This window comes from Micromonospora sp. NPDC049049 (genome assembly GCF_040649115.1).
GTDB lineage: Bacteria > Actinomycetota > Actinomycetes > Mycobacteriales > Micromonosporaceae > Micromonospora.
Genome location: NZ_JBEZEX010000012.1, coordinates 172,819 through 193,375, shown reverse-complemented (window position 1 = coordinate 193,375; position 20,557 = coordinate 172,819). Strand labels below are relative to the sequence as shown.

The window sequence follows — 20,557 nt, the reverse complement described above, 5'->3', positions numbered from 1 at the left end:
GCCCGTCCGCACGGTGCGGCCCGTCCGCACGGTGCGGCCCGTCCGCACGGTGCGGTCCGTTCGCGCGGCCTGCGTGGTGCGGCCCGCCCCCGCCGCATGATCGTGCTCGATCCAGGAAGTAGTGGCCTCCCCGGTATGGGAGGCCACTACTTCCATGTTCGGGCGCGATCTTCGCCCGGAAGCCGGCGCGGGAGGTCGGCGCGGGAGGTCGGCGCGGGTGGGACCGACGCCGGGAGGCTGGCGTGGGTGGGACCGACGGCGGGAGGCCGGCCGGCGTGAGGTGTCAGATGCCGCAGTTCGGCGCTGACCAGCCTCCGACCGCCGCCACGTGGGTGTGGTCGTTGTGATCGGGGTAGCCGGGGCCGAGGATCTGCCCGAAGCCGTGGTTGCGGGCCTGCTGCGCCAGCCGGCAGAACGACGGGGAGCCGACCAGGTCCACCCCGTCGCCGTACAGGTGTCGGCTGTTCGACGCTCCGCCGACGGCGCTGTTGCAGGCGTAGCTGCGGAAGCTGCTGCTGATCGCGATGCCCACGTCGCCGAGGGCGTGCCGCATGGCCTGGAGCTTCCACATCGAGACGAGCGCGTTGAACCGGGCGGTGCTCGCCGAGACCGCGCCGCCGGACCAGTCGCTGTTGCACTTGTTCAGCTCGGAATAGCTGAAGTTGGCCGGGGTGCAGTCGTCGTCCTGGAGGGCGTAGAGCCGGTTGAACGTCTGGGGGCCGGCGATGCCGTCGGCGGGCAGCCCGTACGCCTGCTGGAAGCGGATCACCGCCGATCGGGTGGCCGGGCCGTACGCGCCGTCCAGGGTGAGCACCGCGCCGTAGCCGGGGTAGCCGGCGACCCGGATCTGGAGTTGCCGGACATCCTCGCCGGACGCCCCCTGGGACAGGGTGCGTCCCCAGGTGTAGCAGCCGTCCGCCTGGGCCGCGCCGGCAGTGAGGGTGACGCCGGCCACTGTGGTGGCGGCGGTCATCGCCAGTGCCGCGAGGAACCTGCCGAGCCGTCGGTACATGTAGCCCTCCATCAATGCATGGAAGTACGTGGATGGATGGAAGTTTCATGCCTTCGCCTTGATCCGTCAAGAACTTGCAATGCCGGGTTTCCCGACGGCGGGTGTCGCGGCATGCCCGCGGGGCTCCGTAGGATCGGCTCGTGACAGGGGTGGAACGGCACACGGACAGTGACGGCATGGCGGACGGTCTGGAGCGGCTCTGGACGCCGCACCGCATGACCTACATCTCCGGCGAGGACCGCCCGGCCGAGGGCTACGAGAAGCCCACCGGCTGTCCCTTCTGCCGGGGGCCGAAGCTGCCTCCGGAGGAGAGCCTGGTGGTGGCCCGGGGCGAGCACGTGTTCGTGGTGCTCAACCTCTACCCGTACAACCCTGGGCACCTGCTGGTCTGCCCCTACCGTCACGTCGCCGACTACACGGACCTGGACGTGCCGGAGACCACCGAGCTGGCGTCGTACACCCAGACCGCGATGCGGGTGATCCGCAAGGTCAGCAACGCCCACGGCTTCAACCTGGGCATGAACCAGGGCGGGGTGGCCGGCGCCGGCATCGCCGCTCACCTGCACCAGCACGTGGTGCCGCGCTGGGGCGGCGACGCGAACTTCATGCCGGTGATCGGCCGCACCAAGGTCCTGCCGCAGCTGCTCGGCGACACCCGGGACCTGTTCGCCCGCGCCTGGCCGTCCTGACCGACGCCGGCCGCGCCGCGCCGGTCGCGCGACCTCTGCGCCGGTCCGGCTAGTTGGCGCGCAGCAGCGGGGTCAGCCACGACCAGCTCTCCACCCGGTGTCGAACGCCGGGCCGAACGCTCCGACGACGGCCGGGGTACGCAGGTGGTGCGCGCCGAAGAACGAGGTGTCCGCGTCGTCGTCGGCCGGCTCGATGATCACTGCGCCGATGTCGACCCCGAGCCGTCGTACAGCGTTGATCATGCCGCACCGTGACCGTCCCCGTGCGCCCGCGTGTCCGCCCGCCGATCTGCTACGCCCCGGTCCGCCGAAGGTGGCACGATCGGCCGATGGCAGTCACGACACGGGTGTTGGGGCGCAGCGGCATCGAGGTCAGCGCCCTCGGCATGGGGTGCTGGGCGATCGGCGGGCCCTGGGCGGAGGGCGCCCAGCCACTGGGCTGGGGTGCTGTCGACGACGACGAGTCGGTGCGGGCGGTACGCCGGGCACTCGAACTGGGCATCACCCTCTTCGACACCGCCGACACGTACGGGGCCGGGCACGGTGAGCGGGTGCTCGGCCGCGCGCTCGCCGGTCGCCGCGACGGCGCCGTGATCGCCACCAAGTGGGGTTACACCTTCGACGAGGCCGGCCGTCAGGCCACCGGCGAGGACGCGTCGCCCGGATACCTGCGCAAGGCCGTGACCGCCTCACTGCGCCGGCTGGGCACCGACCGGATCGACCTCTATCAGCTGCACCTGGCCGATCTGTCGGTGCCGAGGGCGCAGGCGCTGATCGGGACCTGCGAGGACCTGGTGGCCGAGGGCCTGATCCGCGCGTACGGGTGGAGCACCGACCGCACCGACCGGGCTGCCGCGTTCGGGCACGCCGCCGCCGGTGGCACCGCCGTGCAACACGCCCTGTCGGTGCTGCGCGACGCTCCCGAGCTGCTTGCCGTCTGCGACAAGTACGACCTGGCCAGCGTCAACCGGGGCCCGCTCGGGATGGGGCTGCTCACCGGCAAGTACACGGCCGCGTCGACGCTGCCCCGCGACGACGTACGCGGACTGGCTCCGGGCTGGTTGGAGTGGTTCCGGGGTGGCCGGCCGGCACCGGAGTGGCTGCGGCGGGTCGGCGCGGTCCGCGCCGCGCTCACCGCCGACGGACGCACCCTCGCCCAGGGCGCGTTGGGCTGGATCTGGGCGCGCAGCGGTCGCACCATCCCGATCCCGGGCTGCCGTACGGTCGCCCAGGTCGAGGAGAACGCCGCCGCGCTGCACCGGGGCCCACTGCCGGCGGACCAGTTCGTCGAGGTGGAGCGTCAGCTCGCCGCCGTCCGCACCGCGGCCCTGCGCGACGCCGACCGCCCCCACTGGCCCCGCCCCATCCACCCCACAGTCCACCCGTAACCAGGTCCCACAGAAGCCCACCCAAGCCCGCACCCACGGCGCAGGGCGTGCCGCGCCGTGCTGCCTCGTGCTGCGCCGTGCCGCCCCGCCCCGTGCCGCCCCGCCCCGTGCCGCCCTGCCCGCGTCGATCAAGGAGTTGTGGTGCCGCACAAACCGGGCACCAAGCAACCTTTCGCCCACCACAACTGCATGATCGACCCGAAGGCCGCTGCAACTTCCGCCGATCTTGCACTTACTGCGGGTACTTACGCCGCAGTAGCGACATATCGGCAACCGGAAGTGCAAGATCGCTGGGGGCAGGGCAGGGCAGGGCAGGGCAGGGCAGGGCGAGGTTAGGGGAGTTGTTCCTTGCGGGTCTGGTCGGCCAGGTGGGCGGGCATGGGGTCGTGGCGGACGAAGTGGCGGCGGAAGGTGCCGGTGCCGGCCGTCATGGAGCGCAGCTCGACGGCGTACCGAAGCAGCTCGGTGGCTGGCACTTCGGCGCGGACGAGGGTGCGGCCCTCGGTGTCCGGGTCCGGCTCGGTGCCGAGCACCCGGCCGCGTCGGCCGGACAGGTCGCCCATCACCGTGCCCACCGAGCCGTCCGGAACCCGGATGGTCACCTCGTCGATCGGCTCCAGCAGGGCCGGCTGGCCACGCTCGGCGGCGTCGCGTAGTGCCAGCGCGCCTGCGGTCTGGAAGGCCGCGTCGGAGGAGTCGACGCTGTGCGACTTGCCGTCGACCAGTGTCACCCGCAGGTCCACCACGGGGTGCCCGGCGACCAGCCCCCGCTCCAGTTGGGCGCGGACGCCCTTCTCCACCGATGGGATGTAGTTGTGCGGCACCGCCCCGCCTACCACCCGGTCGACGAACTCGAAGCCACTGCCGCGGGGCAGCGGCTCGACCTCGATGTCGCAGACCGCGTACTGGCCGTGGCCGCCGGACTGCTTGACGTGGCGACCGTGCCCCGTCGTGGGCACTGTCAGCGTCTCGCGCAGCGACACCTTGACCGGTTCGGTGTCCAGCTCGACGCCGCCGGCGCGCAGCCGGTCGAGCACCACGTCCGCGTGTGCCTCGCCCATGCACCAGAGCACCAGTTGGTGGGTCTCCGGGTTGCGCTCCAGCCGCAGCGTGGGGTCGCCGGCGACCAGGCGGGCGAGGTTGCGGGCCAGGGCGTCCTCGTCGGCGCGGCTGCGGGCGGCGATCGCCACCGGCAGCAGCGGCTCCGGCATCTCCCAGGGGGCGATCAGCAGCGGGTTGTCCCTGGTCGAGATGGTGTCGCCGGTCTCGGCGCTGCCGGACTTGGTGATCGCGCAGATGTCACCGGCCACGCAGAGCGACACTTCCCGCAGGGTGGCGCCCAGCGGGGTGTAGATGTGCCCGACCCGCTCGTCGGCGTCGTGGTCGGGGTGCCCGCGTTCGGCCATGCCGTGCCCGGAGACGTGCACGGTCTGGTCGGGGCGCAGGGTGCCGGAGAAGACCCGGACCAGCGAGACCCGCCCGACGTGACGGTCGATGGTGGTCTTGACGACCTCGGTGACCAGCGGCCCGGCCGGGTCGCAGCTCAGCGGCGGACGCGGCGAGCCGTCCACGCCGGTCACCGCTGGCAGTTCGTGCTCCAGCGGCGACGGGAACGCGGCGGTCAGCACCTCCAGCAGCACGTCGAGCCCGACGCCGGTGTGGGCGCAGACCGGCACCACCGGGTAGAAGTGGCCCCGGGCGACGGCCTTCTCCAGGTCGTCGATGAGCACCTCGTCGCCGATCTCCTCGCCGTCGAGGTAGCGGTCCATCAGGGTCTCGTCCTCGCTCTCGGCGATGATCCCCTCGATCAGCTCGTCGCGGGACTCGTCGATGGCCCGCTGGTGCTCCGGGTCCGGGTCGCGGACGTCGGCGGGCAGCCCGGCGCTGTAGTCGAAGACCCGACGGGTGATCAGGCCGAGCAGCCCCTCGGTGGAGACCCCGTCGTCGCCGAGCATCGGCAGGTAGAGCGGCATCACGTTGTCACCGAAGAGGCGCTGGCAGAGCGCCACCGTCTCGTCGACGTCGGCGCGGGGTTGGTCCAGTCGGGCCACCGCGACAGCGCGGGGCATGTCGACGGCGGCGCACTCCTCCCACAGCGCGACGGTGGCCGCGTCCATGCCGCCGGCGGCGGAGACCACGAAGAGCGCGGCGTCGGCGGCCCGCAGCCCGGCGCGCAGCTCACCGACGAAGTCGGCGTACCCGGGGGTGTCCAGCAGGTTGACCTTGATGCCGTTGTGCAGCAGCGGCGCGCAGGACAGGCTGACGGAGCGCTGCTGGCGTACGGCGGCGGGGTCGTGGTCGCCGACGGTGGTGCCGTCGACCACGGTGCCGGCGCGGCCGATCGTGCCGGTCGCCGCGAGCAGGGCCTCGACCAGTGTGGTCTTGCCCGCCCCGGAGTGCCCGACGAGCACCACGTTGCGAACCCGCTCGGGCTCGGTCACCACCGGCGTGCCGCCGGTGGAACCCTTCTCGTGACTCTTCTGCGCCATGGGGCGCACCTCCCTCAGCCGGTGGTGGTGGCGACCGCCGCGCGACGGGAAGCGGCCCGGGGCGAGTGCGCGGCGATATCCTCCGGTGGTCTGCTGCACAGCGGGAACGGGACGGGCGGACGGGTGAGCTGGCTCACCTCCCGGCTCGATCTCACACCCGTTGCCGGGTAGGCACAAGCCTCCCCCGGGCGGGTCGGCGGTACCGTCCGTATCGCCGGAGCTGGGCGGACCGTTATCGTGGGGACCGCCATGGCGAAGATCTTCCAAGTGTCGGCCCGCGCGGGGATGACCCGCGTCGTCGAGCCGATTGCCCGCGCCCTGCTGCGCGCGGGCGTCACCCCCAATGCCGTCACCGTCGCGGGCACCGTTGGTGTGCTCGTCGGCGCGCTCGGCTTCGGTGCTCGCGGCCATCTGGTCGCGGGTGCGTTGATCGTCACCCTGTTCGCGCTCACCGACCTGCTCGACGGGACGATGGCCCGGATGAGCGGTGGCTCCACCAGGTTCGGCGCGTTCCTCGACTCAAGCATGGACCGGGTCGCCGACAGCGCCGTCTTCGGTGCGGTGGCGTACTGGCTGGCCACCGAGGGCGACCACTCCGGTGTCGCCGCCGCGTTGGTCTGCCTGGCCGCCGGCAGCCTCGTCTCCTACGTCAAGGCCCGCGCCGAGGGGCTCGGCATGACCTGCAACGTGGGCATCGCCGAACGCACCGAGCGACTGCTCATCGTCGGGGTCGGCGGGATCCTCACCGGTGTCGGTGTCGATCCGGCCCTGGAGATCGCGCTGTGGCTGCTCGCCGCCGTGTCGATCTTCACGGTGGGGCAGCGGATGACGCACGTCTACCGCCAGGCCCAGCAGCTCCAGCCGGACGGCCAGGCATGAGTGGCGTGCCGGCGACCCGGCGTCGGAAGAACTGCGGCCGAGTCGCGTGAACCTCACCGAGCTGGGCTACATCGCCGGGTGGCGGGTGGTCCGCGCGCTACCCCGGCCGTTGGTGGCGGCGGCGTTCCGGGCGGGCGCGGACCGCGCCCACCGCGCCGGCGGCGGGGGTACGGCCCGACTGCGCGCGAACCTGCGCCGGGTGGTCGGCCCGGAGGTGCCCGACGCCGAGTTGGACGATCTCGTCAAGCGTGGGTTGCGTTCGTATGCCCGGTACTGGATGGAGGCGTTCCGGCTGCCCGGCCTGAGCCGGTCGCAGATCCTGTCCGGCTTCCGGCTCGACGGCGCCGAGATGCTCGCCGCCGACGTGGCCGCCGGTCGGGGCGCGGTGGTGGCCCTGCCGCACGCCGGCAACTGGGATGCCGCGGGAGCCTGGGTGGCGGCCACCGGTTGGCCGATCACCACTGTCATGGAGCGGCTCAAGCCGGAGGGCGTGTACAAGCGTTTCCTGGCCTTCCGAGAGGTCCTCGGGATGGAGATCCTGCCGACCCACGGGGGGCCGCGCCCGGCGTTCGACGTGTTGCTGGACCGGCTGCGGGCCGGTGCGGTGGTGCCGTTGCTGGCCGACCGGGACCTCTCCGCCCGGGGGGTGGAGGTGGACTTCTTCGGTGGGAAGACCCGGATGCCCGCGGGGCCGGCGTTGCTCGCGCTGCACACCGGCGCGCCGCTCTACGTGGCCTCGTTGTGGTACGAACCTGATGCCGCCTGCGCGTCGCTGGTTGGTCCGTTGCCGGTGCCGGGCCCCGAGGTGGGGCCGCTGGACGAGCGGGTCCGGTCGCTGACCCAGCTGATCGCCGACGGTCTGGCGGCGGGTATCGCCCGTCATCCGGAAGACTGGCACATGTTGCAGCGGATGTGGCTGGACCAGGCGAGGTCGGGGGAGGGCGCGGCGCTGCCCTCGTCGGCCTCCGGCCCGGCCTGAGGAGGTGGGCTGACGGATGCGGATCGGCATCGTGTGCCCGTACTCCTTCGATGTGCCCGGTGGGGTGCAGAACCACGTCATGGACCTGGCCGAGGCGCTGATCGCGCTGGGTCACGAGGTCAGCGTGCTCGCACCGGCCGACGAGGATTCGCCGCTGCCGGAGTACGTGGTGTCGGCCGGTCGGGCCGTTCCGCTGCCGTACAACGGTTCGGTGGCGCGGATCGCGTTCGGCCCGGTGTCGACCGCCCGGGTTCGGCGGTGGATCACCAACGGTGATTTCGACGTGCTGCACGTGCACGAGCCGCTCACGTTGAGTTTGTCGCTGCTGGCCGTGCTCAGTGCCCGTGGCCCGGTGGTGGCCACGTTCCACACCGCGATGACCCGTTCGCGGGTCCTCGCCGCCGCGCAGGGTGTGCTCCAGATCGTGTTGGAGCGGATCACGGCCCGCATCGCGGTGAGCGCGCTGGCCCGCAAGGTGCAGGTCGAGCACATGGACGGCGGGGCGGTGGAGATCCCCAACGGGGTGGCGGTGGCCAAGTTCGCCGACGCCGAGCCGTTGCCGGGTTGGCCGGGGGAGTGCGCGGCCGGCACCGGCGGCACGCTCGGCTTCCTGGGCCGGTTCACCGAGGCGCGCAAGGGCTTCCCGGTGCTGCGCGACGCGTTCGTGGCGCTGGCCGCCACCCGGCCCGGTCTGCGGTTGCTGGTCGCCGGCCCGGGTGACCCCGACGACCTGTACGACCAGTTCCCGGCCGAACTGCACGAGCAGATCACGTTCCTCGGCCTGGTCAGCGAAGCGGACAAGGCGCGCATGTTGCGCAGTGTGCACCTCTACGTCGCACCGAACACCGGCGGTGAGTCGTTCGGCATGATCCTCACCGAGGCGCTGGCGGCGGGCACGACGGTCATCGCCAGCGATCTGGACGCGTTCCGGCGGGTGCTCGACGGTGGGCGGGCCGGTCGGCTCTTCCCAACCGGAGACTCGGTGGGGCTGCGTGACGTGCTGACCGAGCTGCTGGACGACCCGGCCGCGCGGGCCACGCTGACTGCCTGTGGCGATCAGGTGGTCGCGAATTTCGACTGGCCGGTGGTTGCTCGCCGCGTTCTGGAGGTATACGCAGCGGCGATCGAGGCAACCGATGGGCGGGTCATCGACCAGGAGTGGGTGGGGCTGAGCTGAGCCGGTGTGACGGATGGTGCGGTGGTGACCGGCGGGACCGGTCCGGCCGCGCCCAATCGGACGAAACGGAGCAGCACTACGATGCCGCACATGTGGTGGGTGGTGGCCGCGAGCGTGGTCGTGGGGCTGGTCGCGGCGTACCTCATCTGGACCGCCGGCCGGGTGGAGCGGCTACAGGGCCGCGCGGAGCTGGCGGCCCGGGCCCTCGACGCCCACCTGCTGCGCCGCGCGGCGGCAGCCGCGGTCCTGGCTGAGCGGCGTTTCGGCGTCGAGCTGTACGCGGCGGCCCGGATCGCCCTGGACGCCGGTCCGGACGAGCGGGAGGCGGCGGAGAACGACCTCACCCGGCAGTTGCGCGGCGTCCAGTTGGACCCGGGCGACCCGGACTGCGTGGCGGTCATCGCCGCGAGCCGTCGGCTCGCGTTGTCCCGGCAGGTGCACACCGATCTGGTCCGGGACGCCCGTTCGGCGCGCAGCCGGCCGCTGGTGCGCTTGTTGCGGATGGGGCGGGGCCGGGAGTGGCCGCGTTACTTCGACATCGACGACCCGACCCTCGTCGTGCCGGCGGACGTCCCCGCCGCCTGACCTTCGACGGTTGCCGCCCGCTTCCGGACGGGTACGGCGGGCCGGTGACCAGTGCCACAGCGCAGGCCACCGGGGGTCTGATTGGCTGTCGGTGCGGCGTTGCACCGCGCGTAGCATTTCCGCCGCCAGCCCCAGAGCATGTCCAAGGAGCGATGACCCGTGCCCGAAAACACCGCCTCGAACACCGGTAACGCCCCCGTCGTCGGCACCGCCCGCGTGAAGCGTGGCATGGCCGAGATGCTCAAGGGCGGCGTGATCATGGATGTCGTCAACGCCGAACAGGCCAAGATCGCCGAGGACGCCGGCGCCGTCGCGGTGATGGCCCTGGAGCGGGTGCCCGCCGACATCCGCGCGCAGGGTGGGGTGTCCCGGATGAGCGACCCCGACATGATCGACGGGATCATCGAGGCGGTCTCCATCCCGGTGATGGCCAAGGCCCGCATCGGCCACTTCGTGGAGGCGCAGATCCTCCAGTCGCTCGGCGTGGACTACGTCGACGAGTCCGAGGTGCTGACCCCGGCCGACTACGCCAACCACATCGACAAGTGGGCGTTCACGGTGCCCTTCGTCTGTGGAGCGACGAACCTGGGCGAGGCGTTGCGCCGGATCACCGAGGGCGCGGCGATGATCCGCTCCAAGGGCGAGGCCGGCACCGGTGACGTCTCCAACGCCACCACCCACATGCGGAAGATCCGCCAGGAGATCGCCCGGCTGGCCTCGCTGCCGACCGACGAGCTGTACGTCGCGGCCAAGGAGTTGCAGGCCCCGTACGAGCTGGTCAAGGAGGTCGCCGAGAGCGGCAAGCTGCCGGTGGTGCTGTTCACCGCCGGCGGGATCGCCACCCCGGCCGACGCGGCGATGATGATGCAGCTCGGCGCGGAGGGCGTCTTCGTCGGTTCCGGCATCTTCAAGGCGGGCAACCCGGCTCAGCGGGCCGCCGCGATCGTCAAGGCGACCACCTTCCACGACGACCCGGACGTGCTGGCCAAGGTCTCCCGGGGCCTGGGCGAGGCCATGGTCGGCATCAACGTCGACGAGATCCCGCAGCCGCACCGTCTGGCCGAGCGGGGTTGGTAGGCATGGGCGCGCCCACCATCGGTGTGCTCGCGCTCCAGGGTGATGTCCGCGAGCACGTTGCGGCGCTGGCCGCGGCGGGCGCGGACGCCCGCCCGGTCCGCCGTCCGGCGGAGCTGGACGCGGTCGACGGCCTGGTCATCCCGGGCGGCGAGTCCACCACAATGAGCAAGCTCGCCGACATCTTCGAGATGCGCGAGCCGATCGACAAGCGGATCGCCGACGGCATGCCGGTCTACGGCTCCTGCGCCGGAATGATCATGTTGGCGACCGAGGTGCTCGACGGTCGACCCGATCAGCGGGGCTTCGCCGGCATCGACATGACCGTCCGGCGCAACGCGTTCGGCCGGCAGGTCGACTCGTTCGAGGCGCCGGTGACCGTCGCCGGGGTGCCGGGCGAGCCGTTCCACGCGGTGTTCATCCGCGCGCCGTGGGTCGAGCGGGTCGGTGCCGGCGTCGAGGTCATCGGGGTGGTGTCCGACGGGCCGGCCGCCGACCGGATCGTCGCGGTGCGACAGGGCAACCTGCTGGCCACCTCGTTCCACCCGGAGCTCACCGGTGACCTGCGCGTGCACGCGTACTTCGTGGACCTGGTCCGCGCTGCCGGATGACGGGGTGCCCGTCGCTCAGCCGGCGACCGCACGCAAGCGCCCCGGGCGGCGGCCCGCCAACTCGTCGAGCGCGGTCGCTGTGGCGGCGTCGGCGGGCAACTGCACCACCAGCCGCTGCGGGTCTGCCCCGGGCAGCTCCAGCGTCTCGCTGTTGAGGCGGAGCAGCCCCGCCTCGGGGTGGCGCACCGTGAGCAGGCCGGCCCGTGCGGCGGTCACCGGTCGCCGCCGCCAACGGTCGGTGAACGGCGCTCCCACCGTCCGGGCCAGCCGCTCGGCGAAGGCGTCGCTGGCCGGGTCGCCTCGCCGCAGCAGGTGCAGCTCCGCAACCTGCTGATCGGCCACCGCCGACCACTGCGGGTAGTGCCCGCGGGCCCGCTCGTCGGTCAGCACGAACCAGACCAGGTTCGGTCGCGACCCGTCCAGCAGGCCGAGCGGGCGGGCCAGCCGCTCGAACGGGTCGTTCCAGGCCAGCACGTCACCGAGCCGGTTGAGCACGTACGCCGGGGTGTCGCGCAGCGCGTCGAGCATGGCGCGGACCGTTGGCCGGACGGTACGGGAAACCGTAGGCCGGTCGCCCGAGCAGAGCTGTCGGGCGTGCTGGGCCGAGGCGAGCTGCCGCAGGTGTTCCCGGTCGGCGCTGTCCAGGCGCAGCGCGTCGGCGAGCGCGGCGAGGATCTCCGGCGACGGCCGGGTGTCGCGGCCCTGCTCCAGCCGGGTCAGGTATTCGACGCTGACCTGCGCCAATGTCGCCAGTTCGGCTCGGCGCAGCCCGGGGGTGCGGCGGCGCGGCCCCTCGGCGAGGCCGACCTCGGCCGGTTGCCGCGCCTCGCGACGACTGCGGAGGAACGCGCCCAGCTCTCCGTCCATCACCGACCCAGTCTGGCAGCCGGCATCGGCTGGTGGGTGGCCCTGACAGGGCCATCCTCGCTGCGGTCTCCCCGGCCCGTGCCGTCGCGCACAGGATCGTGGTCATGACAAACGCACAGAGCACGGGTCCGCTGCGGATCGGCCTGATCGTGGGCAGCACCCGTCCCGGCCGACGTGGCACGGCGATCGCCCGTTGGGCAATGGAGGTGGCGGAGCGGCACGAGGTGGTACGTGTCGGGGACGCCGTCTGCACCCTCGTCGACCTGGCGGAGCAGGAATTGCCACTGCTCGACGAGCCGGTGCCGGCACTGTTCGGCGATTACCGGCGCCCGCACACCCTGCGGTGGGCGGCCGTGGTGGACGCCTGCGACGCCTTCGTGTTCGTCACCCCGGACTACAACCGCTCGATCCCGGCCGCTCTCAAGAACGGCATCGACTACCTGTACGCGGAGTGGACCGACAAGGTGGCCGGGGTGCTGAGCTACGGCGTGCGGGGTGGCACTCGGGCAGCCGACCACCTGCGGGCGATCCTGACCGAGGTGCGGACCGTGGTGGTGCCGACGGAGGTGGCACTGTCGATCTTCACCGACTTCGACTTCACCGGGGCCGACCCTGGTGACCCGACCGCCGGCCGCTTCGCGCCGACCGACGGCCGGGAGGCCGAGTTGTCGGCGATGCTCACCGAGATTGTGACCCTGTCGCGAGCAGGGCGTCCGGTCGACCCGGCACGGGTGGCGGCCGACCAGGCGGAGCTGGTGAGCTGAGATGGAGACCATCCTGATGAGGTGAATCCGCTTTCCCGGCGTCTGCCCGATTTGGGCAGGCACGGGGAGGCCGCCACGCGCGGTGCGTGACAGCGACCCGAGGGACGTCGGTAGGATTGCGGAGATTCGGCAGGGCCATCTGCCCGCCACGGCTTCCACCAGAGCTGACCGGCACCTCCGCGTGCGCCGGTGGGAGCGGGGCGTGAGCGGTGCGGTCGATGCAGACGGCGGGTAGCAACGGAGGTAGAAGATGTCCGGCCACTCAAAGTGGGCGACGACCAAGCACAAGAAGGCCGTCATCGACGCCAAGCGCGGCAAGATGTTCGCCAAGCTGATCAAGAACGTCGAGGTGGCCGCGCGGATCGGGGGCGGCGACCCCACCGGCAACCCGACGCTCTTCGACGCCATCCAGAAGGCGAAGAAGAGCTCGGTGCCGAACGACAACATCGACCGCGCCGTCAAGCGCGGCTCCGGCCTGGAAGCGGGCGGCGCCGACTGGCAGACGATCATGTATGAGGGGTACGGCCCGAGCGGCGTCGCCATGCTCATCGAGTGCCTCACCGACAACCGCAACCGCGCGGCGACCGAGGTACGGACCGCGCTGACCCGCAACGGCGGCTCGCTCGCCGACGCCGGCTCGGTGTCGTACATGTTCTCCCGCAAGGGCGTGGTGATCGTCCCCAAGGAGGGCACCAGCGAGGACGACGTGATGCTCGCCGTCCTGGACGCCGGCGCCGAAGAGGTCAACGACATCGGTGAGGCGTACGAGGTGGTCTCCGAGCCGACCGACCTGATCCCGGTGCGCACGGCGTTGCAGGACGCCGGCATCGAGTACGAGTCGGCCGAGTCCTCCCTGATCCCCAGCGTCAACGTGCCACTGGACGAAGAGGGCGCGCGCAAGATCTTCAAGCTGATCGACGTCCTGGAGGACTGCGACGACGTCCAGAACGTCTACGCCAACTTCGACGTCAGCGACGACGTGATGGCAGCGGTCGACGCCTGACCTGACCTCGCCGCGCTTCACCCCGCCGCGATCTTGCACTTTCTGACCCGACACACCGGGCAACACCTGGCATATCGCCAACAGAAAGTGCAAGATCGCGGCGGGATGTGGGTTGAGGGGGATCCCGTGGTGGTGGCGCGGTTTGCGGCTGGTGACACCGTGGTACGGCGTGAGGTGCTGCGGGGTGAGGTCTGGTTCGGCTGCCCGACGATCTGCGTCGAGGATTCGCCTGACCTGCTCGCCCTCTACCTCCCACCAGGGGCCGAGTTCGGCTACCCGGACACCGGCGCCTTCCCCTGCGGGCGGCACCCGTGGGAGGCCGGCGGGCACCGCTCCTGGTCCGGGCACGGCAAGCTGATGCTGCAACGCCCCGGTGAGGCGCACTCGATCGACGTGTTCTGGGTCGGGCCGGCGCGCGACTTCGCCGGCTGGTACTTCAACCTCCAGGACCCGGTGCGGCGTACCCCGATCGGGGTGGACACCCTGGACCACGAGCTGGACCTGTGGTGGGCCGCGGACGCCGACCGGTACGTCTGGAAGGACGTGGAACTGTTCGCCCAGCGCCTCGTCGAGGGGCGCTACCCGGGCATGGCGGACGCCATCCAGGCCGAGGGTGACCGGATCGCTGCCCTGCTCGACGCCGGTGAGCGCTGGTGGGACCGGTCGTGGGCCACCTGGCAACCGGACCCGGCCTGGACGGCGCCCCCGCTGCCCGCCGGCTGGGATCAGGTGCCACCCGCGCGGTGAGCGGCGGCGACGTCAGTTCCCGGGCAGCGCTTTGACCAGGAACACCTGATCCAGGCCTCCGGTGCACGGCTCGACCAGTGCCGCGTCCGCCACCTCGTTGTCGTCGGCGCGCAGGCCGACGCACAACTCGCTCCGGTCGGGCCGGATCCGGTACGCGTCGGGGCTCGCTCCGGTCGGTTCGAAGTGGAACACCTGCGTCGGCCTGTTCGCGTCGCAATCCTTCGCGTTCCAGGGTTCGAGGAGGTTCCGGCCGGGATCTTCCTCCCGGATGGTGAGGCAGCCCTTCCCGAGCACCGGGTGGATCCAGTGGATGAAGAACATTCCGTCGGCCACCGGTTCCAGCGAGGTGTCCGGTGGGGTTGCCTCCGTGCAGGGCCGCTGGACCGCTATCTCCTTCGTGTACTGGCCGTTGCGATCGCGGCCCTCAGTGAGGCAGAGATGCGGGCTGCGGATGGGGCTGATCTGACTGGGCCCGGCGTTCGGCGAACGGGCACCGTCAGCCGCCGACGCGGTCGGATCGGTCGTTCGGGCGGACTTCCCCCGTTCGTCGTCGCGTCGCTCGATCCAGAAGCCCACGCCGAGCGTGGCCAGCAGGGCGACGACGAGCAGCGCCACCGGCGCGGGCCGCGCGAACCAGCGTGGGCGGGCCGGGCCAGAGTGCTCCGGGGCCACCGTCGTGACCGGGTCGACCGATGGCGGGTCCGCCGCCGGGGACGGCGGGGCCAACTGACCTGCCGCGATGCGGTGTCGGGCCCGTAGCCACGTCTCGACCTGTTCTCCCGCGCCGCACGCCCGCACGAACGCGGCCACCACCTCGGGACGTGGCAGTGTGGACCGCCGCAGGATGTCCGCCGCGGTGCTGCGCGCCAGGACGTCGCCTGTCGACGCGGCGCGCTGTTCCAGTTGTCGGTAGGTGAGGCCAGACCGGTCCTTGAGCTGGCGCAGCATCTCGACGAATTCGGCCGGGTCGGACGCGTCGTCCGGGCGTAGCTCCCCCGTGGTCATCGCCCGATTCTCCAGACACCGCGGACGCGAGGGCAAATCAGGTCCCGGTGACTGTCCGACATGGTCGGACAGGATCCGGACAAGCTGCTCTGAGCTGCCCGGACAGCCCAGCGCGGTGACCAGGGCATTGTCCTGGCCGGCCGGGTTACCTAGCGTCGTTGTCGATGGCCGCGCCGCTGACCGGCGTACGGCCGACCGGCTCGGGCCGGCACGGGTTCGGCTGGACCACACCAACCACACGGGGAGATTCGATGGATGACGCTGTCCGGGATCCGGTGCCGCAGGCGGCCACGGCGGGGGAGTACGTGGCGTTGCTCAGGGAGGTACGGCGGCGTTCCGGTCTGACCTACCGGGAACTGGCCCGGCAAGCCTCGGCGGCCGGGCACTGGCTGCCGCCGAGCACCCTCGCGACGATGCTGGGGCGGACGACGCTGCCCCGGGAACGTACCGTCGTCGCGTTGCTGGCCGCCTGCGGCACCCCTGCGGTCGAGGTCGACAGGTGGCTGGAGGCACGGCGGGACCTCGAAGCTCGCCTCGGCGAGCACTCTCGAGGGGAGGGCGACGCGCAACGGACCCCTGCCGGCCCGTCCACCGCCGTCGCGGCGGACATCCGCCCGAGCGTCGGCTCGGTTCCGCCGCGGCCCGAAGCGCCCTGGCCGGCCCGTCGCTGGCTTCGGCTGGCGCTGCTGGCGGTGCTCGGCGTCCTGACGGTCGGGGCGACCGGGGCGCTGCGACCTCTCAGCCCTTCCACAGTCGACAGTTCGTCGACCGTCGGCTGCCCGGAGGTGCTGCGCCAGGGCATGTACGGCCCCTGCGTGCTGAGCCTCCAGGAACATCTGGTGGCCGACGGACTCACTGTCCCGGTCGACGGCTGGTTCGGCCCGGACACCACCAGCCGGGTGATCGTGTTCCAGGCGTTTGGCGGCCTGCCGGTCAGTGGCACGGCGGACGAGCGGTTGCTGGACGAGTTGGCGGGCGATCGCACGGTGCCCGCCACCTGGTCGGAGGACCGGATCGGCAAACACCTGCGGCGGACGTTCCCGGAGGACCCGGCCGGGGCGGTGCAGGTGGCGCGCTGCCTGTCCGGCCTGGACCCGTACCGGGTGGAGGTCGTCGAGGACGGGTCACGCCGCTGGGGGTTGTTCCAGTTCAGCGACATGGAGGTGTCCCGGTTCGGCGTCGACCGCCAGACGGCGCTGGACGCGGCGTGGAACATCAGGGCGGCACGGGAGGTCTGGTCCCGTACCGGCGACTTCGGCCACTGGAACTGCGCGGCGTAGCTGTCACGCGTGCCGCTCCCCGTCCGGACCACGAACCGGACGGGGAGCGTCGGTCAACCCGACCGATGGTTCACTGTCGCAGGCGGTTCGCGAAGACGTACGCGCCCACCGAGCGGCCGGTGGCGAGGCCGGCGTCCGCGTCGAAGCGATAGTGCACGCCGAGGTAGATCCGGCTCAGCGCGTTCTCCTCGGCGGCGTGGTCGAAGCCGGTCATGTGCCGCACCACTCCCACGGCGTGCGGGTCGTCCGTCGTGGCGTCGAAGGCGATCGCATCGGTGCCGAAGAACCTCTTCATCACCGCCGACCAGGCCCCCGCGAAGGTGGCGTGCCCGGAAATGTAGGCCGGGAACGCCGGGGTGTACGGCACCCCCTCGCGGGTCTTCGACAGCGGCTGCCAACCGGGGCCCTCCATCGCCTCGATCGCCGTCACCGGCCGCCACAGGTCGATGGGCGTCTGGTACTTGGCGTCCCAGGCGGCGATGGCGGCGTCGGCGAGGGCGAGGGCCACCAGCCCGAAGAGCCGGGCGTTGGCGAGGATGCCGAGCTGACGCTGCTCCGACACGATCCGGGTGTGCGAGAAGAGTTGACCCGGCGGCTTGTAGGTGCCTCCCAGGTCGTTGGCCCAGAAGAACGCGATCTGCGTCTGCTCGGGTGTCCGCAGCGACGACGTCCGACCGCCGTAGTCGCGGATCTCCTGCACCTGGGTGCGGTACTCCTGCTTGCCGAGCAGGTCGGCGTACCCGGTGGCACCGGCCGGTAGGCCTGGCCGGAACTGCCGGCCCGAGGTGAGCGCGAACGGGGTCACCAGTCCCCAGTTCGGGCTGACCGCCGCCTTGCCGTTTGTCGGCCGCCACGCGCCGGGCACGTTCTCCTGCACCGGGTAGGCGGTGGGGTTGTCGAAGCCGTCGTTGGCGCGGGCCTGGAGGTTGGCGGCGGCCGCCGCCGCACCGACGGTGTCACCACGGGCTACCTCGGCGGCGTTCACCCCGGACGGTCGGAGCGCGACAGCGGCGGCGAGGGCCGCGGAGTAGGACTGGCCCTGACCGCCGTACAGGGCGGTCAGCACGTCGTACGCGGCCCGGTCGATGGCGGCGTGCACTGACGGCGCGACGACGTTGTCCATGGTGCCGGGGTAGCTGACCGGCACTCGTACCCGGTAGGGGTTGCCGACCCCGGTGACCGAGACGGCGGCGTCGTGCATCGCCGCGTGCAGGATGGCGGCCTCGCGCGACGAGGAGGTGGGCGGCAGGTCCAGCGCTTTGTAGGTGGCCAGCAGGACACCGTTCCAGTACAGGATCGGGTCGGTGGCCGAGTTCACGGCCAGCGGGGTGAGCGAGATGTTGTCCAACCGGACCGTCGAGGCGGTCTGGCCGCCGAAGTGGAACAGCAGCACCGCCTTCGGGTCGCCGAACGGGGACACGAAGTCGAAGGTGAAGCGGCTCATGGAGGACGTCAGCGTGACGTTCCGGTCGACGGCGGAGGTGAAGGGCGTGTCCGCTCGGGAGACCGAGACGCGCAGGGAGCGGCTGACGTCGGCCGAGGCGTCGAACTGCAACCGGTACGCCTGCGCGGCCGTCACCCCGAACTCGAAGTGACCGACCAGGTCCTCCCAGACGGGCTTGCCCACTGTGGCGCTGGTGCGGACGCGCAGTTGCCCGGCGTTGACGGTGGTGCTGGTCGAGGCGAGCCGGGTCCACCAGGGCTGAGTGCTGCCGGTGTCGAACGTGCCGTTGAGGATGAGGTCGCCCGCAGCGGCGGCGGCCGGCGCGGGGCGGACGAGGGCGGTGAGGGTGCTGGCGAGCGCGACAGCGAGCACGACGCTGAGCAGACGACGGAGGTGCCGTACGGTGATCGGTGGGGACATCGGGAGCCTTTCCGGTCCGGAAACCGGCGACGACCAGGTCGTTGCCGTGAGGATCGGCTCAACGTAGGAGTGTTCGCGCTGTTCACGGCCACCGAACAGCGCTCGGCACGGTGCCGTACGGCAGCGGGCGCCGGCATCCGATGAGGACACCGACGCCCGGGCGGGGCGGACCGCTGGCTCAGCCGATCGTCTCCCGCTCCCGCCAGGCGGTGCGCAGCGAGGTCCGGCCGTTGGTGCGCAGGAGTGACCCCTCGTACACGCGGGCCCCGGCGAGAAGGAACGCGCCGGCGGCGAGCACCAGGAGGAGCAGTGAGACGATCGGCTCCCAGCCGGCCGCGTCGCCGGTGAAGAGCCGCAGCGGCATGGCCGTGGGCGACGAGAACGGCAGGTAGGACAGCACGCGCATCGCTGTGGCGTTGTCGTTCAGGAAGATCACCGCGAAGAACGGCAGCATGACGGCGAGCTGCACCGGCGTCGAGACGGCGGCGATGTCCTCCTGCCGGTTGGCCAGTGCGCCGGCCGCTGCCCACATGGCGGCGAGCAGCACGAAACCGATCAGGAAGAACGGTACGAACCAGCCGATCGCCGGGGCGAGCAGGCTGAGCAGACCTCCGCTGTCGCCGATCTGCAGCCCGAGCACCGCCACCAGCGCGATCAGGGCGATCTGCGCGAACGCCAGGATCGCCCCGGCGACCACCTTTCCGGCCAGCAGGGCCCGGACCGGCACGGCGGCGACCAGGATCTCCACGATCCGGGTCTGCTTTTCCTCGATGACGCTCTGCGCGATCTGCACACCGAACGTCTGCGAGGTGATGAAGAAGACGAACGCGAAGACGAACGGCACCAGGAACGCCACCACCGGATCGACAGCGTCCGGGTCGAGCAGCTGCACCGGCGGCGAGCTGCTCAGCGCCTGGACCACGTCGGTGGGGGATTCGTCCATCGCGAGAACCTTCGGACCGGAGACCACCGCCGCGTCCACGTCACCGTCGCGGACGGCCTGCTCGGCGGCCCGGTCGTCGGCAACCACGCGGACGTCGAGTCCGGCGTCCCGCAGCGGCCCGGCAGCCTCCTGGGTGACGGCCACAGTGTCCGGGCCGCCGGATAGCAGCGGCGGCAGGATGGTGCCGGCCGCGGCGATCAACAGGAAGAACAACGTGCCGAACAGGAAGGTGCGGTCGCGCAGCTTGACCCGGATCTCGCGTTCGGCGACCAACCGGGTGGCCTGGGTGACGTTCACTGGGTGACCTCTCGGAAGATCTCGGTGAGCGAGGGGCTGACCGGGCGGAAGGCGCGGACCGGGCCGCGCGCGAGGGCGGCCCGCAGCACGGGCTGTTCGTCGGTGCCGGCCGGCAGGTCGAAGACCACCCGCGCGCCGTCCAACTCGACCACTGTCACACCGGGGTGGTCGCGTACCCAGCCGGCGTCGTGTTCCACGACCAGCTCGAAGCGGGGCACCGTGTACGAGTCGCGCAGCTGCTGCCGGCTGCCGGCGGCTCGGATCACCCCGTCCCCGATGATCACCAGGTCGTCGCAGAGGCGCTCCACCACGTCGAGCTGGTGACTGGAGAAGAGCACCGGCGCGCCGGCCGAAGCCCGTTCCCGCAGCACGGCCACGACGGTCTCCACGGCCAGCGGGTCGAGGCCGGAGAACGGCTCGTCGAGCACCAGCACCTCGGGGTCGTGGACCAGCGCGGCGGCGATCTGGGCCCGCTGCTGGTTGCCCAGCGACAGCGTCTCCAGCAGGTCGTCGCCGCGCTCGCCGAGCCCGACCCGGTCCAGCAGCGCGTCGGTGGACCGTCGTGCCGCGGCGGCGTCCAGCCCGTGCAGCCGGCCCAGGTAGGTCACCTGCTCGCGGGTGGTCATCTTGGGGTAGAGGCCCCGCTCCTCCGGCATGTAGCCGAAGCGCCGGCGGTCCTGCGGGGTCAGCGTGGTGCCGCCCCAGCTCACCTCGCCCGCGTCGGGGGCGAGCACACCCAGGATGATCCGCATGGTGGTGGTCTTGCCGGCGCCGTTGGCGCCCACGAAACCGGTCATCCGGCCGGCGGACACCTCGAAGGACACGTTCCTGAGCACCTGACGGTCGCCGAAGCTGCGGTCGACGCCGTCGAGGCGAAGCGTTCTGGTCACGTACACACGCTAGA

The 20,557-nt window shown here is 71.8% G+C and carries 20 protein-coding genes; 12 read left to right on the top strand and 8 right to left on the bottom strand.

Features of this window, described 5'->3' with window-relative positions:
* Positions 1–283: 283 nt before the first annotated feature.
* Positions 284–1,024 carry a D-Ala-D-Ala carboxypeptidase family metallohydrolase gene (locus AB0B68_RS15380; protein ID WP_357208291.1) on the bottom strand — a complete coding sequence of 247 codons (741 nt, stop codon included), beginning with the start codon at positions 1,022–1,024 and terminating at the stop codon, positions 284–286.
* Between the two features lie 164 nt (positions 1,025–1,188).
* Here AB0B68_RS15380 and AB0B68_RS15375 point away from each other — a divergent pair, with 164 nt between their 5' ends.
* Positions 1,189–1,701 (top strand): HIT domain-containing protein, encoded by a 513-nt coding sequence (locus tag AB0B68_RS15375; protein ID WP_357260432.1) that lies wholly within the window; start codon positions 1,189–1,191, stop codon positions 1,699–1,701.
* A gap of 72 nt (positions 1,702–1,773) precedes the next feature.
* On the opposite strand, the gene AB0B68_RS15370 is transcribed toward AB0B68_RS15375, so the two are convergent.
* On the bottom strand, positions 1,774–1,944 hold the full coding sequence (locus AB0B68_RS15370) for a hypothetical protein (RefSeq protein WP_357208294.1): 171 nt from the start codon (positions 1,942–1,944) through the stop codon (positions 1,774–1,776).
* 86 nt (positions 1,945–2,030) lie between these two features.
* Here AB0B68_RS15370 and AB0B68_RS15365 point away from each other — a divergent pair, with 86 nt between their 5' ends.
* Positions 2,031–3,089: an aldo/keto reductase gene (locus AB0B68_RS15365; protein ID WP_357260416.1), complete on the top strand. Its 1,059-nt coding sequence runs from the start codon at positions 2,031–2,033 to the stop codon at positions 3,087–3,089.
* A gap of 332 nt (positions 3,090–3,421) precedes the next feature.
* On the opposite strand, the gene AB0B68_RS15360 is transcribed toward AB0B68_RS15365, so the two are convergent.
* Entirely contained in the window at positions 3,422–5,578 is a 2,157-nt protein-coding gene (locus tag AB0B68_RS15360; protein WP_357260413.1) for an elongation factor G-like protein EF-G2, read from the bottom strand.
* A 249-nt stretch (positions 5,579–5,827) separates the two neighbouring features.
* Here AB0B68_RS15360 and pgsA point away from each other — a divergent pair, with 249 nt between their 5' ends.
* From pgsA to pdxT, 6 genes are all read left to right on the top strand, one after another.
* Positions 5,828–6,457 carry a phosphatidylinositol phosphate synthase gene (gene pgsA, locus AB0B68_RS15355; RefSeq protein ID WP_357204363.1) on the top strand — a complete coding sequence of 210 codons (630 nt, stop codon included), beginning with the start codon at positions 5,828–5,830 and terminating at the stop codon, positions 6,455–6,457.
* A 46-nt stretch (positions 6,458–6,503) separates the two neighbouring features.
* Positions 6,504–7,436, top strand: coding sequence for a phosphatidylinositol mannoside acyltransferase (locus tag AB0B68_RS15350; protein WP_357204361.1), 933 nt, complete (start codon positions 6,504–6,506; stop codon positions 7,434–7,436).
* A 16-nt stretch (positions 7,437–7,452) separates the two neighbouring features.
* Positions 7,453–8,613, top strand: a complete 1,161-nt coding sequence (locus AB0B68_RS15345; protein WP_357204359.1) for a glycosyltransferase family 4 protein — start codon at positions 7,453–7,455, stop codon at positions 8,611–8,613.
* A gap of 81 nt (positions 8,614–8,694) precedes the next feature.
* Positions 8,695–9,198: a hypothetical protein gene (locus AB0B68_RS15340; RefSeq protein WP_357204357.1), complete on the top strand. Its 504-nt coding sequence runs from the start codon at positions 8,695–8,697 to the stop codon at positions 9,196–9,198.
* 159 nt (positions 9,199–9,357) lie between these two features.
* Positions 9,358–10,275 carry a pyridoxal 5'-phosphate synthase lyase subunit PdxS gene (gene pdxS / locus AB0B68_RS15335; protein ID WP_355007264.1) on the top strand — a complete coding sequence of 306 codons (918 nt, stop codon included), beginning with the start codon at positions 9,358–9,360 and terminating at the stop codon, positions 10,273–10,275.
* A 2-nt stretch (positions 10,276–10,277) separates the two neighbouring features.
* Positions 10,278–10,883: a pyridoxal 5'-phosphate synthase glutaminase subunit PdxT gene (pdxT, locus tag AB0B68_RS15330; protein ID WP_357204354.1), complete on the top strand. Its 606-nt coding sequence runs from the start codon at positions 10,278–10,280 to the stop codon at positions 10,881–10,883.
* Between the two features lie 15 nt (positions 10,884–10,898).
* Here pdxT and AB0B68_RS15325 read toward each other — a convergent pair whose 3' ends face one another.
* A complete protein-coding gene (locus tag AB0B68_RS15325) occupies positions 10,899–11,750 on the bottom strand; it encodes a helix-turn-helix transcriptional regulator (protein WP_357260429.1) in 852 nt (283 codons plus the stop codon).
* Between the two features lie 104 nt (positions 11,751–11,854).
* Here AB0B68_RS15325 and AB0B68_RS15320 point away from each other — a divergent pair, with 104 nt between their 5' ends.
* From AB0B68_RS15320 to AB0B68_RS15310, 3 genes are all read left to right on the top strand, one after another.
* Positions 11,855–12,514, top strand: a complete 660-nt coding sequence (locus AB0B68_RS15320) for an NAD(P)H-dependent oxidoreductase (RefSeq protein ID WP_357260410.1) — start codon at positions 11,855–11,857, stop codon at positions 12,512–12,514.
* Between the two features lie 250 nt (positions 12,515–12,764).
* On the top strand, positions 12,765–13,517 hold the full coding sequence (locus AB0B68_RS15315; protein WP_091401738.1) for a YebC/PmpR family DNA-binding transcriptional regulator: 753 nt from the start codon (positions 12,765–12,767) through the stop codon (positions 13,515–13,517).
* A 129-nt stretch (positions 13,518–13,646) separates the two neighbouring features.
* Positions 13,647–14,264 carry a DUF402 domain-containing protein gene (locus AB0B68_RS15310; protein WP_357204348.1) on the top strand — a complete coding sequence of 206 codons (618 nt, stop codon included), beginning with the start codon at positions 13,647–13,649 and terminating at the stop codon, positions 14,262–14,264.
* A gap of 12 nt (positions 14,265–14,276) precedes the next feature.
* On the opposite strand, the gene AB0B68_RS15305 is transcribed toward AB0B68_RS15310, so the two are convergent.
* Positions 14,277–15,269 carry a helix-turn-helix transcriptional regulator gene (locus AB0B68_RS15305; RefSeq protein WP_357204346.1) on the bottom strand — a complete coding sequence of 331 codons (993 nt, stop codon included), beginning with the start codon at positions 15,267–15,269 and terminating at the stop codon, positions 14,277–14,279.
* Between the two features lie 251 nt (positions 15,270–15,520).
* On the opposite strand from AB0B68_RS15305, the gene AB0B68_RS15300 reads away from it, so the two are divergent.
* Entirely contained in the window at positions 15,521–16,549 is a 1,029-nt protein-coding gene (locus AB0B68_RS15300; RefSeq protein ID WP_357260407.1) for a peptidoglycan-binding protein, read from the top strand.
* Positions 16,550–16,619: 70 nt separating this feature from the next.
* Here AB0B68_RS15300 and AB0B68_RS15295 read toward each other — a convergent pair whose 3' ends face one another.
* The 3 genes from AB0B68_RS15295 to AB0B68_RS15285 all read right to left on the bottom strand — a co-directional run bounded on the left by AB0B68_RS15295 (position 16,620) and on the right by AB0B68_RS15285 (position 20,543).
* Positions 16,620–18,413: a carbohydrate binding domain-containing protein gene (locus AB0B68_RS15295; RefSeq protein WP_357260404.1), complete on the bottom strand. Its 1,794-nt coding sequence runs from the start codon at positions 18,411–18,413 to the stop codon at positions 16,620–16,622.
* A gap of 178 nt (positions 18,414–18,591) precedes the next feature.
* Positions 18,592–19,653 carry an ABC transporter permease gene (locus AB0B68_RS15290; protein ID WP_357204340.1) on the bottom strand — a complete coding sequence of 354 codons (1,062 nt, stop codon included), beginning with the start codon at positions 19,651–19,653 and terminating at the stop codon, positions 18,592–18,594.
* A complete protein-coding gene (locus AB0B68_RS15285; RefSeq protein ID WP_355007277.1) occupies positions 19,650–20,543 on the bottom strand; it encodes an ATP-binding cassette domain-containing protein in 894 nt (297 codons plus the stop codon). The genes AB0B68_RS15290 and AB0B68_RS15285 overlap by 4 nt, the downstream gene beginning before the upstream one ends.
* Between the last annotated feature and the right edge of the window lie 14 nt (positions 20,544–20,557).